The organism is Sphingorhabdus sp. EL138, from assembly GCF_900258045.1.
Taxonomy (GTDB): domain Bacteria; phylum Pseudomonadota; class Alphaproteobacteria; order Sphingomonadales; family Sphingomonadaceae; genus Parasphingorhabdus.
The window spans coordinates 105,001-117,653 of sequence record NZ_OGVD01000001.1; the positions used below are offsets into that span (position 1 = coordinate 105,001).

10 protein-coding genes (1 of these 10 running past the window's edge) are annotated in these 12,653 nt (G+C 53.8%); 4 read left to right on the forward strand and 6 right to left on the reverse strand.

The window, feature by feature from the left end; genetic code table 11:
• Together DK507_RS00535 and DK507_RS00540 are read left to right on the forward strand one after the other, a co-directional pair.
• A protein-coding gene (locus DK507_RS00535; protein WP_109354793.1) for a lipopolysaccharide biosynthesis protein crosses the window boundary here: on the forward strand, window positions 1-934 show its 3' portion. It extends 584 nt beyond the left edge of the window; only the last 934 of its 1,518 coding nucleotides appear in the window; its start codon lies off the left edge, out of view; the stop codon is at window positions 932-934.
• Window positions 935-977: 43 nt separating this feature from the next.
• Window positions 978-1,781, forward strand: coding sequence for a sugar phosphate isomerase/epimerase (locus DK507_RS00540; protein ID WP_109354064.1), 804 nt, complete (start codon window positions 978-980; stop codon window positions 1,779-1,781).
• 12 nt (window positions 1,782-1,793) lie between these two features.
• Here DK507_RS00540 and DK507_RS00545 read toward each other — a convergent pair whose 3' ends face one another.
• A complete protein-coding gene (locus DK507_RS00545; RefSeq protein ID WP_109354065.1) occupies window positions 1,794-2,222 on the reverse strand; it encodes a CBS domain-containing protein in 429 nt (142 codons plus the stop codon).
• 141 nt (window positions 2,223-2,363) lie between these two features.
• Here DK507_RS00545 and DK507_RS00550 point away from each other — a divergent pair, with 141 nt between their 5' ends.
• The gene (locus DK507_RS00550; RefSeq protein ID WP_109354066.1) at window positions 2,364-2,663 is read left to right on the forward strand and encodes a hypothetical protein; all 300 of its coding nucleotides are present in this window, start codon (window positions 2,364-2,366) and stop codon (window positions 2,661-2,663) included.
• Window positions 2,656-3,072 (forward strand): acyl-CoA thioesterase, encoded by a 417-nt coding sequence (locus tag DK507_RS00555; protein ID WP_109354067.1) that lies wholly within the window; start codon window positions 2,656-2,658, stop codon window positions 3,070-3,072. Before DK507_RS00550 ends, DK507_RS00555 begins: the two co-directional genes overlap by 8 nt.
• Window positions 3,073-3,104: 32 nt before the next feature.
• On the opposite strand, the gene DK507_RS00560 is transcribed toward DK507_RS00555, so the two are convergent.
• The 5 genes from DK507_RS00560 to DK507_RS00580 form a co-directional block, all read right to left on the reverse strand.
• On the reverse strand, window positions 3,105-4,904 hold the full coding sequence (locus tag DK507_RS00560) for a CHASE2 domain-containing protein (protein WP_109354068.1): 1,800 nt from the start codon (window positions 4,902-4,904) through the stop codon (window positions 3,105-3,107).
• On the reverse strand, window positions 4,904-8,470 hold the full coding sequence (locus tag DK507_RS00565; RefSeq protein ID WP_162558826.1) for a FecR domain-containing protein: 3,567 nt from the start codon (window positions 8,468-8,470) through the stop codon (window positions 4,904-4,906). The genes DK507_RS00560 and DK507_RS00565 overlap by 1 nt, the downstream gene beginning before the upstream one ends.
• A 263-nt stretch (window positions 8,471-8,733) precedes the next feature.
• Window positions 8,734-10,323 (reverse strand): DUF4139 domain-containing protein, encoded by a 1,590-nt coding sequence (locus DK507_RS00570; protein WP_109354070.1) that lies wholly within the window; start codon window positions 10,321-10,323, stop codon window positions 8,734-8,736.
• Between the two features lie 17 nt (window positions 10,324-10,340).
• Window positions 10,341-11,720 (reverse strand): DUF4139 domain-containing protein, encoded by a 1,380-nt coding sequence (locus DK507_RS00575; RefSeq protein ID WP_109354071.1) that lies wholly within the window; start codon window positions 11,718-11,720, stop codon window positions 10,341-10,343.
• A 351-nt stretch (window positions 11,721-12,071) separates the two neighbouring features.
• On the reverse strand, window positions 12,072-12,386 hold the full coding sequence (locus DK507_RS00580) for a hypothetical protein (protein ID WP_109354072.1): 315 nt from the start codon (window positions 12,384-12,386) through the stop codon (window positions 12,072-12,074).
• Window positions 12,387-12,653: the final 267 nt, after the last annotated feature.

Consider the following 12,653-nt stretch of genomic DNA (forward strand, 5'->3'; position numbering starts at 1 on the left):
AGCAATCTGTTTGGTGATCGCCGTCAAATTCTTCGTCTGGCCGAGCTTCAACTTCAAAGGGGCCGGAGCGATGTTCGGATTCGGTGCGACTCTGCTCGCCAGCCATTTGTTCTGGACCATTCAAAGTCAGGCCGACATTTTCATCGCCGGCCGCGTCCTCGACCCGCACGAGCTGGGTCTCTATGCTGAAGCTCTATTTCTAACGACGATCTTCGCGGCAAAATTTGTACCGCCTCTCAATGAAGTAGCATTCCCGGCCTATTCCCGTTTGCAGCACGATCCCAAGGCCTTGAGCTGGTCTTTCCTCAAGGCCGTGCGTTTGATCATGTTGATCTCCTGCCCGTTATATCTCGGCATGTCAGTTACAGCGGCACCACTGGTCGGCACGCTATTTGGCCCCAAATGGCTCGAGATGGCACCCTTCGTAAGCATATTGGCCCTGGCGATGCCAGTGATGACGCTGCAGATATTATTTGCTCCCGCCAACAACGCGGTTGGCAAGCCCCAGATCACGGCCCGCGCCTCTTTCGTTGGCGCTATATTAATGCCAATTACCTTTATCATTGGCCTGCAATGGGGCGCCATTGGTCTCGCCTGGGGTTGGGTTGTTGCCTTCCCGCTGCTGACACTTTTTACTTTCTTTCAGTCTTACCGGCACATCGGAATCGGTGGCAGAGAGCTCGCTGCAGCAATTTGGCCCGGACTGTCGACCTCTATAGCAATGGCCGCAGTCGTTTATTTTGCTGACCAGTTTTTACCGGATATGACTGTTTATGCGCGGCTCGCGATATTGGTTGCAATAGGTGGTCTCGCCTATGTCGGTTTGTTATGGCTGATGGCCAAACCGACGCTGATGGAAGTCATCCAACTAATCTTCAGGAACAAGGCCCCAGACCCAAAACCCGATGAGCAACCCACTGCAAGGCCCTCTTAAAAGCGCGCATTGTATTGGGACAGTCATTGGTTAGGCCAAGCCTATGGATCACATATTGTCTTTGGCTGCAGGTACTCTTCCAGAATTTCAGCCCAATCAAATCGCCGATGCAGCCGGGCAAGCAGGCTTCAGCCATGTCGGCTTCACAATTGAACCCAAGCAGTGGACACCCGAGCAAGCCAGAGCCACCATGGCAGCAATCAAACAGCATGGCCTATCTGTGCTTGATGTTGAGGTCGTATGGATTCCAGAAGGTGGGGAACTTACTGACGATCATCGCCTGATAGTAGATGCTGGTGCGGAACTGGGCGCACCCAATATTCTGGTCGTCAGCGCAGAACCCAATCCGGACCGAACAGCGGCGGCATTGCATCAACTTTGCGAATGGGCTGCACCAGCCAATATCCGCGTGTCGCTGGAATTCTTGATGATAACCGCAGTACAATCGCTTGATTCCGCTCTGGATATTGTAGCGCGATGCGATCACCCGGCAGTGGCCGTGCTGATCGACAGCTTGCATTTTCAACGCGCCGGTCATTCCGTAGCCAGTCTGAAAGCTGTGGACAACAATCTGCTAGCATATAGCCAGATCTGTGATGGCAACCTGCAGTGTTCCGATGATTTCGATTCCTATCTGGAAGATGCCATCGATTTGCGCAGCGTACCGGGAGAAGGCAGCTTACCGCTTGTTGACATATTGGCTGCCCTGCCCCCGGCAATCCCACTCAGTCTGGAAGTCCGGTCAAAAGCCTATCGCGACCGCTATCCCGATCCTGTCGCACGCGCCACAGCAGTCCGAGAAAAGTGCCTTGCCTATTTTGATACTGTCGGGGTGTCGATCCGTTAGTTTTTCGACAAACTAAGCGCTTTGTATATAGTTGCGCATAGCCGCTGCTTCGCTCTCAATCTTGTCGATCCGGTACTTCACCAGATCGCCTATAGATATAAAGCCGACCAGCTTGTCATCTTCAACCACCGGCAAATGGCGGATACGCCGCTTTGTCATCAAAGACAGTGCTCCGATTGCGCTCTTTTGCAGGTCGACCGAAATAACATCAGCCGTCATCACTTCGGATACCGGCTTGTCCATCGCTGCGGCACCAAGATCTTGCAGGCAATGCAGGACATCTCGCTCGGAAAAAATACCTGCCACCCGATCGCCATCGAGAACAGGCAATGCCCCGATCCTTTTCTCGGCCAATATAGCAACAGCTTCGGCAACGCTATGGTTTGCCGAACAACTGAAGATCTGTCCTTCCCGTCCCTGCAATATAGCCTGTATCGTCATATGCGCCCTCTTCCCATGCTTCAAAACATCCCTGATTCTTTATTATGTAGCATTAACATAGCATATTTTTGCGGGAAGTTGGACTTGATGGCAAATCCAATAAGGTCCAAAGAGGGGACAATTCCAATGGAGATGTAAAAATTGCCCGGTCCATCGCAGCTAGATGATCCCCTATATGCCGGCATGGCTTGGTCGCGTTACTGGCGTCTGATGCGATGGATGAGCGCTCTCACGTTCATATGTGTCGCAGTCGCATTAGGCCTTTTATATTATCTCCACGGGCTGGTTTCGGTTCACATGTATATTGCCACAGCAGTGGGTGTCGGTTTCGCCTTGTTGTTGACAGCTGCCCTGATGGGACTGGTTTTCATGTCCAGTGGAACGGGGCATGACGACTGTATCGATGATCCGGTCAGCAAGGATATTTCGCCGGATGAGTGAAGAAGACCTGCGCAAGCTAATCACGCTACAACCGGTTTTACGAGTTGCACCGCAGCCGCGCGATCTGAATAACAATGGTCATATTTTTGGTGGCTGGGTTCTCTCGCAAATGGATATTGCGGGCGGCATAATGGCTGCGAGGGTCGCTCAGGGATCGACTGCCACAGTTGCGATTGAAGCGATGGAGTTCATCGCCCCCATCCTGACCCGTGATATTGTTTCGGTTTACGCCCAGGTTGAGCGGATCGGCAATACGTCGGTTAGCCTGCGGATTGATGTAGTCGCAGAACGCAACCGCGGCGAAGAGCATGTCCCGGTAACCAGTGGACTGTTCACTTTTGTGGCTCTGGACGAGCAGCATCGTCCGCGGTCCATCCCGGAAAGCTCAAAAACCAAATATGCCGTTTGAATTGAATTCGACTGGCATTTTCAATATCTGGATCAAGTTTCGTTGCACATGGTATAACTTGGCTCCGTAGCGGATCGCCCCTTAACTTGTATATCGGCCACCTTCTTGAAAGTCAGAGATGGTGCTGCGTTGACGGTGGCTTGACCAATCAGAATATCGACACCCTGCTCATCACACTGCCCCTCAAGACGGGACGCCAGATTAACCGCATCGCCCAGTACAGAATAATCAAAGCGGCGGTCCGACCCCATATTACCTACCACACAGGTTCCTGTGTTGATACCGATCCCCATCCTGATGAGCGGCACATCTGCCTCTTCAGGCAGCATTGCTTGGACTTTCCGATTGATATTCTCCATTTCTGCCAGCATCTCGCGTGCGGCTTCCAACGCATGTAGAGCATGATCGGGATCATCAAGTGGCGCGTTCCAGAAAGCCATCACACAATCGCCCATATATTTGTCGATAGTTCCCCCATGGCGCAGGATGATATTGGACAGCGGCGTCAGGATCGCATTGATCATTCGCGTCAACCCCTGCGGGTCATCCTGCATCGCCTCTGAAATGGAGGTGAAGCCGCGAATGTCGGAAAACAGGATGGTGAGCTCACGATTGACCCCGCCAAGATTGAGCAGTCCCGGATCGTCAGCTATTTTCTGGACCATTTCCGGTGCCAGATATTGACCAAAGGCATTCTGCACTTCTCGTCCTCGTTTCTGTTCACCAGCAAAATCGCGTGTCGCAATAGCCGCCACGCCCAGAACCAGCGCCAGGGACGGGGCCACGGGGCTGATCCAAAAACGTCCGAATTGCAAAAGCAGCCAACTTGTGCCGATCAGACCGAGTAGCGACAGTGCTAGTAAGAGAGCCTTTCTCACGGGGGCCTTAGGGCGGGATACCGCCAGGGCAAGCGCCGCTGCGATGACAACAAATAACAGCGATAACCACCGGGGAGTTTGTGCGATGGAAAGCCCCGCAAGCATGTTGTCAAAGATCGTCGCCTGAACCTCGATCCCTGGTGTCAGCTGGCGCGACCGCAATGTGTAGGCGGTTTCGAAGGCATCTATACCGCCCGCAGCGACGTCGGCATTGGTCTGCAAAGCAAAGCCAACAATTACAATCTGGTCCTTTAGATAGTCTGGCGGCAGATAAGTATCAGGGTCAAGCGCCTGATAATAAGAAATGGTCGGATAGCTACCCGCCGGACCAAAGTGCTGGATCCGGCGCGGAGTCCGGTTTTCTGGCACAGTTTTTCCGGTCGCCATCTTGATGAGCTTGGCCATGAAGCCATCGCGATAGAGCGGCATATTGCGCAGCACCCCGTCGCCATCCATCGACAGGCTCGCGATACCGGTTTGCGCACCAGCTGCAATCAGCTTTGGCATGGGTTGGGTACGCACCAATGTGCTGCCATAAGGGCGTTCTATAATAGTTTCATCAGCGGCCAGAATGATATCCTGCCCCATCGCATCGACCAGTGCCTGATCCTCGACATCATCCGACGGTTCGGCAAAAAGCACGTCGAAGGCAATGGCTTTGGTCCCCGCCTCGCGCAGTTGACGGATCAGCTCCGCATGTTGAGAACGCGGCCACGGCCATTGCTGTCCGATCGCGTCCATGCTCGGTTCGTCAATCGCGATCAGAGTAATCCCGGGCTGTTCTGGCACTACCGGGGCGGTCGTTGACAAATAGTCAAAGCTGCGCCCGTCAAGGTCTCGCATGAAGGTTGTCAGGCTGAGCAATCCAACCAGCAGTGCGGCCACCGCAACCAGCAACAATCCAGACAATCTGCGGTGCGGGGAAAGCATGGCTGTGATCCGTGGTTCGGCCATCAGAAGCGCACCTCTGCACCGGCGAGCACAGTAAATCGGGGCGCGGCGACACCAGTCGCTGAATCATAGCGTTTGTCGAGCAAGTTCAGCAGCGAAAGATTGAACGCAAGACGCCGATCCAGCGGTTCCCATTCCAGCCGTGCATCAACCAGTGTGACATCTTCGACAGGCAAGCTCAGGTCATCGTCCTGTCCGCCGATATAGCTAGCTGACATCGTCGCTTTCAGCCGGGTGGGCGCAGGAAGCGTCCAGACCAGAGAGGCCCGTGCGAAATGGCCGGGAACGAAGGGCAGTTGGTCACCGACATCGTATGTGCAACCAAACGTGAAGTTCAAATCTGCTGTGGCGCAGCCGAAGGTCGGGCCAATCGCTTGGTTGACATTGTCGCCAGAAACGAAGCTGCCCTCGATTGCGCTGTCCGTATAGGCATAGGACGCCCGCAACCCAATATTGCCGCCCAGCCACAGGTTGGCTTCTGCACTGATCCGCTTCACCGAGACAGGAAAACCGGTAATGTCGACGGGCAGATCAGGAACTGCATATTGTACTGCCTCCAGTTGCTGGTCTTGATACTCCACGGTCGTGAACAGGCGATCAGACCATTCGGCATCCCAGCGAACAATCACGCTGTCATTGCGGCTTTGGCGAAAGCTCGGTACAGAATTTGCCTGTAGTCCAACCACGGCGGCAGGCCGGAAGCTGAAATCGAACAGTCCGCGGCTTTGGCGCAAGAACGCAGCGCGCAACCAGTGGCCCTCTAACGGCTCATAGGAAGCGCCAAATCGAAAATTGAGAGGATAGCGCGTGTCACCTGCGATTGTGCGGGCCGTTGCTTCTACTTGCCCCTGAAGCACCAATGGTTCAATCGGATGGTAGCGCAAATCGATATAAGCCCGACCTTCTGTTGTTCGCAAATCGAACCGGGCTGGCGCGATACCCGGGGCAACAATGTCCTGCTCAAAATCGAAAACCGAGGTAACGTCGCGCGTGCGTACATCGCTCCATTCTGCGCCGATCCGTAAGTCCAGAGGACCAAAGCCTTTGGCATAACTGGCACTAAAATAACTAAAGGTAGCTCTGTTTTGCGCCAGTTGATCCCTGAAAGGCAGCGTGCTCGTGGTGTCAATCGAGATGACGTTCAACTGCGACCGGCCAAAACCCGCCCCGATGGTAAGCTGATCACGATAGCCAAATTCGTGACTATATAATCCGAACAGGAAGTTCCTCTCCGCCTCGCGGTCTTCTTCCAGCGCAAAACTGTCATCCAGCAAGCCAAGAATATTGGTTTCGGACAGATCCGTATTGCGCTGTAACTCCCCATTCAAAACGAGGCTATCGGACGGGGTGAGCTCCAGCCCGAGATAGCCGCCGAAAAACAACCTCTCGCCGCCGCGGCGTCGTGAGAACGGGCTGATATCGGGACGCCGGCGATTGTCGGAAATATCAGTGTAATTGCCACGTAGCCAGATCGCCGTGGGCAGCGGTGCATCAAAAATGGTATCAAGCCCGCCGCTAAGCGCCTTCTCATTGCGCAAATTCTCATCCAGCAACGAAGCCCCGACAAAGGGTTCTATGAAATTGCCGTTGTCGAACCGCAGACGCCGGGTCGAACTGGCGACACTCAACGGGTCGAGAGCCACGCCTTGCAAGAAGCTGGACAGCGCTTCAAAGCTCTCCCCTTCCCCATTATCTCCTGCGGCCTGCTGTGCATTAAAGCTGCCATCAGCATTCCGGATCAGGAAAGGACCCGGTGTTTGGTTGATCGCCTGATCAAAATAGCTGGACGGCGTGAAGCTGTCGAACACGCGGTCGGCATAATAGCGCCCCCAGCCTTCCAGATCGAGGAAACGGAAAGCCTGGGACACAAGGCTTCCCGTCTCGCGGTTCTCCGACAAGTTAATATATTCGCCGCCGCGCCCGCGAAAACGCGTCAAGGCTTCTCGTGCGTTCCGGATCGCGTCATCAGCCGCAAAATCCTGCAAGGCAACACCGGTTCGGGCAAGAGCTATGGCCGGACTAAAAGGATCAAGCCGATCGGCTGCATCAAATTGCTGCTCAGCCAGTCCGGTCTCACCCATTTCATGATACACCTGCGCTAGGCCCAGGAAACCCATGCCATAGTCCGGGTTATGCGCCGAAGCCGCCAATGATGCTTCGAGCGCTTGGTCCAATCGGTCCTTTCGCCGCCAATATTGTGCCAATGCATTGCCCGCCAGCGCATTGCCAGCGTCCATTTCCAGAGCCTTGTCGATTTCCGCTTTAGCGTCGGACAGCCTGTTTTGTTCCAGCAATATTTCTGCCCGCATGCTGATCAGTTCCGCATCATAGGGCCGTGCTGCAAGCGCTCGCGTCACCAGCCGGCCGGCTTCTTTCAACCCGCCAATGTCCATCCAGTTTTTCGCCTGCGATTTCAGGGCCACAAAATCATCGGGGTCGTTCGCAAGAATGGGTTTCAGCAAGTCTCTTGCGGCCTTTGGCCTGCCGCCATAATCACGCAGCAAATCAGCGTCGCCGATCTTCAGCGACACGTCGTCGGGAAAGGTAGCGCGAGCAGCATCCATAGTGGCGAGCGCCGCATCGGCATCACCCAGCAACGCCTCAACATCTGCCTTGGTCCGATAAAGCGGGGCAGCATCCGGAAAGGCTTGAAGGCCCTCTTCCGCCGTTTCTTTTGCTGCCCTGAGGTCGCCATCATAGGCGGCGATCAGGGCAAGCGCCAGATAGCTCTCAGCCGTCGCATCAAGCATCGGCGGCGCGGCTTCTTCGCCCTGCTGTACCGCCGCGACATAACTGCCATATGTGCCGGCAGCCCGGTCGACCGGATCTTCTGATCGGGAAAGGTCATCAAAAAAACGGGCTGCGGTTTCCCAGTCCCCGCTGGCTGCTAACTGGCGCGCGCTAACGAAAGCTTCGCTCTCATTATCGAGCAAATCCAATCCGCTGGCCAGATTGACAAAATACAGCATCTGTTCGCGCCCGGTCGGGTTTGCAAGCACTGTCCGTGTTGGCGCCCGACCCAGCAGCACCGTGGCCGCTTGCCCCGCTTCGACGGTCAGTGATCCGGCCTCGTTCGAAAGTTCGACCGTGCCTGAGAAAACCTGTAGTCGGCTGGATTCCGCATCAGCATTGATAGCCCATTCTGTGCCGCGAATAGCCGCCGTTGCCGATGGCGTTTCAATGGACAGATTGGTTCTGTTGCGCGGGCTGCGGCCCCACGCGCGGCCGCGTTGTAGCGACAGAGAGGATTTGCCGGTTTTGCTGACCTGACGGACGACCATGACCGAGTTCCTGCCCAAACGCACTTGCGTGCCATCGGCAAAAACGATGGCCAGCGTACCTGCTGCTTTGGTGCGCAGGACGTCTCCGGTCTTCAGGTCTTGCTGGCGCACGGCCCTTTGCCACGTCCTGCGTGGTAGCAAAGTTGCCTGTTCTCCGCCTTTTGTCGCCGTAATTTTTCCGGAGAGCGGCGCGGGGCGTTTTACCGGCTGCGCCGCAATGGCTTCCGGAAAGACACTTTGCCCCAATGCCATAAGCAGGAAAAATGACAGAGTCCTCTGAAGTCTCACGATCTCTTGTGCCCCTAGATCCAGCGAATTTCACAAATGTTTGGCGGTGTCGCTTACAATTTGCAATGACCGATATCACAAGAGGTAAAATAATTGGTCACCACATCAACACAGTGCCTAAAGCCGGGATGTTTTAAGGGCGCGTTACAGACGTTGACGGGGATTCATTTGTTTTTGGATCTATTTAAATGAACGGCATCCCACATTCACGCTGGGGACAGTCCTGAGAGAAATCGGCTTACATGTATTCCAGCAGATTTTTACTATTTATGCACTACCCTATAGGTCAGGACGCGGTCGCTATTGGGCGGCACGGTTACTTTCCATAAATCCTTACCGTCCTTGCGGCCCAGTCTTTCGCTGAGCTTTCGCAGTTTATGGTCATCCTGGTGGTCGATTTTAATTTCAACCCGGGCTGGCGAGCGCGACGCGTTGGTGATGGTGAGTTGCATGTCGGCAAAGTTTTCCCGTTTCGTATCAACTTCCTCAACGGATAATATTTTATAGCGAACCAGAGAGCTTTCGCCGATCGTGACCTCTACTTCTTCGCCAATTGCCTTATCGTCCAGGCCGCCCTCTCCGAGCAATAGCCGTTCACCCGCTGCTGCTTTAAAGGCAACCATTTTGCCTGCAGGTAGGGCAAGTCCCAGACCATCCCGTTTTTTGTTCTGGAAACGCAGCGTGGTTGCGAGCGGTGTGGGATCAGAATAACCGTTCGCCCAGATCTGCGCTTCGTAGATTTGCTCAAACGGGATCGCCGCCTTTTCAAACATCGCGACCTGTTTCTGGCTTTGTGAAGCTACAGTTACCGGAACGGGAATACGATAGAGCTTAAGGTCGCCGAGATCCTCTTGCTTGGCTTGGACCTTCCTGGCGCTCACTCCCACCACGTCGGCGGCCGCTTCCATCATAGCCATGGGGGCCGCCATCGCCCTGCCCGCAAAACGCGATTCCGCACGGGCACGCTCAAACCGCTTCACCATGATGTCGCTGGTTGTCGCTTGCGGCCAGCAACGCAGGGAAATCGCTCCGCCAGTCGCACGGGCAATATTATCGCGGCCCTTGTTCGGTTGTCCCGCCACTGTCTGGGTCTGGGCATTTTCAAAGCTTGTTTCATCACCATTGGCCAGCGTTACCCATGAAAACAGGTTCATTGTCTGGCCGTCCGCGCTGACATCGGCAACATAGTTGGCTTGCCAGTCAAAACCGGTGGCCAGATAAGACAGGGTAACAGTAGCTCGGGTGGCTGTCGCAACCTGGCTTTTAACCGACAGAGTCGGCTTGGCGGAAAGGCCTTCAGGAATGGATGGATAGACAATTGTCTCGTTGAGTCCGGTACATTGCAGCGCTTCGAAGCCATCGGCTGTCTGCACCACGACACCGCCACTGGCGTCGGTCCGGATTTGTGCATCAAACTCCGTGGTCTGGCCAGTGACCGCGCTGGTCCGGCGAACGGTAACGCCCCGCCCCAGATAACCATTGAGCAACGCCGACGGTGATAACAGCGCCGCATCACGATTTTTCTCTATCACACCATCCGGCAAGCCAGTGACAATTGCAGATTGCGGAATTATGCCGCCTGCCACGCCTTCGAAACGCAGCTCGATTTCTCCCGCAGGCAGTGTCACGGTACGCTGTTCGGTGATCAGGGCATAACCGCCGAGATATCTTAGATTCATGCCACGGTCGCCGGTTCGGTTCGGATCGCGATAGACGGTCACCGAAACGGATGACGGACCATCGGATGTAACGACTTGGCGGTTGAAGTCTGTCTGGGCAGCCACGGGGGCAGCCAGAAGTGAAACCAACAGCAGAAGGACTCTCAAGTCGAGCCGGTTTGAAAGCCTTGGCATCAGCCCAGCGCCCCGTTCTAGAACCGTGTCTCGAAAGTCGCGGTTACGGTGGTTCGCCCATTTGCCGGTACAGGCACTTTCCAGACGATGCTATTTGATGAACGCCGTTCGCTTTTCAGGCTTTCGTTAACGATCCGGGTATCACTCCAATAGAAATCCAGGCCGTCTTGGATGAGCGAAACAGTAACCGGCGTTGAGCGCGCATTAGTCAGCTCGTAGGACATGGCGCTGCGCCATTTTGTAGATGACAGCCGTCGCCGTTCGGTAACGGTTGGCTTTACCTTCACATCAAACGCCTCACCAGTTTTGAGTCCAAGCTCAGATCCCATTGGCGTATGGCCAATTGTATTTTCACCGATAAATTGCGGCTGGCCTGAGGCGTCCTTCATGTAAACGCGCACGGTACCAGCTGGCAGTGCGTCACCAAGGCCGCCATCTGCTGACGCACTGAACTGCAATACAGTCGCGGCGCTTTGCGCCTCATTCTGGGAACCAAGCCAGCGATTGGTAAACTCATATGCCTTTTTTGCCGAAGCACCGGTCACATCGAGAAAACTGACTTGCTTGGTCTGCGCATTGGCAATCGTCGTTCGTGCCGCGAGAGGATAAAGGTAAAAGTCCCCGAGCGTTTCACGATTGGCGGATTCGGTTCCGGCGCGGCGGATATTGTTTCGGCGATTCGAACTGCGCTGTCCGTTCACGCTGGGTGTTCCAGCCACCAGCAATGTTTTCGCGTCGTTGAATGTCGTACCGGTATTGTTGGTCAGAGTAACCCAGCCTTGCACATCCATTTTGCCGGCATTTTCATCAAACAAGGCGACATAGTCGGCTTTCCAACCCATGCCACCAGTTAGATAGCTGAGCTGCGCCGGGCGTGTGCCACTGCGCGTGCTGTTCAGTGTTACAGATAGCGTTGGGCGTGCCCGCAGATTGTTTGGAACTTTATCAAATATCACTCGCGTTGGCAGCCGGTCATCGCGCAGCACCTCGATCCGGCTACCAATTTGCAGAACCACACCGCCATTGGCAGCCAGCACCTTTGCGCGTTCCCTTGTTTCTTTTCCAGTTGCGGGGTTGATCCGAACGATCGTAACGGTTTCACCAACGGCTTTTTCCATCAGCTTCTGCGGAGACAAAAGATCATAATCAAAATTTTGTTCGACAATACCGGTGTTGGCAGCGTTAAAGCCCACTGTTTCGGCTCTGATCTGTCCTGATACGCCTGGGAAAGTCTGTACAGATCGGCCGGAAGGAATATTGAGACGGCGCGTATCCTGCACCAGCGCGAGGTTATTATTATATATGGTTACCGCGATATCGCCTTGGCCGGAGGACTGGCTGATCGCCGGGGTTGCAAGGGTAGCCAGGGCCAGACCGGTAAAAGCAAGAAGCCGCATATTTTCTCTCTCCATCGTTCATATTGCACCGTTTAACGCTGCAAAAATGAATGTAGCTTAAACAGTTAGTCCATTGATGCTGAGGATCAGGATCAATCTGTTGGCTTGTAACAATTGTCTAGCTGCTTCGAATACCACCTCCCTTTCTCATGATGCTCCAGTGTAAATCACGAAGTCCAATCACAAATTTGCCCTGAAGTGAGAGGCAGGAAAACTGCGTGATAGAAGTGTTCCTGCCCCAAAAGATATTCATTGCTACGGATAAAACGAGCTATCGCTCGGGAAAGATACGGGAAAGTCCGGGCGGGGTGTCCGCACATGGTTTTTATCCACCATCATGAGAAAAGGTGGTCAGAGATATTCTGGATTTCCGGGAACTATTTTTGTGATGGTGCCAGCTGATCTTCCATTATCATCAATATATACATAAGCACCCAGATGTTCGGCTATCTTGTAGTAACCATCAGTACCATCATGCCAACTTATCTTGTAGCCAGCATCTTTCATGGTCATCTCTCCCCTGAAAACAGTGGAATCCGCCGCCCTCAAATGAACTTCGGTATCACTGGGATAGTAGACAGAAACCTGTTTTCGTTCTCCAACATCAACATAATGGGTACGACCGATCATTAACTCGGATAATATTTTGCGTTCAAACAAGATCATGGGGGTTTTCTCACTTTAACAATTACAAAGCACTTTTTTGATGCGATCAAATTAATTGCCATGCAAAATTTTGATCGAATGACAAAAAGACGATCAATCTGCGGCTCTGAGCTTTCGATTGATCACTCTATATATATGCAGTTATCATCACTCAAATAGGAAAAAAAAGCAGGTAGCCAGAGAGCCAAGAAGATCATTTTTTGCATTTAATCCTTTTATTTCAGTATTTTATAGTCTTTCAATCTGCGATTGAATCATATTTCCTAA

Bases quoted from the DNA above. Each gene is read 5' to 3' on its own strand.
- DK507_RS00540 (WP_109354064.1), top strand. From the start codon at position 978: ATGGATCACATATTGTCTTTGGCTGCAGGTACTCTTCCAGAATTTCAG.
- DK507_RS00545 (WP_109354065.1), bottom strand. From the start codon at position 2,222: ATGACGATACAGGCTATATTGCAGGGACGGGAAGGACAGATCTTCAGT.
- DK507_RS00555 (WP_109354067.1), top strand. From the start codon at position 2,656: ATGAGTGAAGAAGACCTGCGCAAGCTAATCACGCTACAACCGGTTTTA.
- DK507_RS00560 (WP_109354068.1), bottom strand. From the start codon at position 4,904: ATGGCCGAACCACGGATCACAGCCATGCTTTCCCCGCACCGCAGATTG.
- DK507_RS00570 (WP_109354070.1), bottom strand. From the start codon at position 10,323: ATGCCAAGGCTTTCAAACCGGCTCGACTTGAGAGTCCTTCTGCTGTTG.
- DK507_RS00575 (WP_109354071.1), bottom strand. From the start codon at position 11,720: ATGCGGCTTCTTGCTTTTACCGGTCTGGCCCTGGCTACCCTTGCAACC.
- DK507_RS00580 (WP_109354072.1), bottom strand. From the start codon at position 12,386: ATGATCTTGTTTGAACGCAAAATATTATCCGAGTTAATGATCGGTCGT.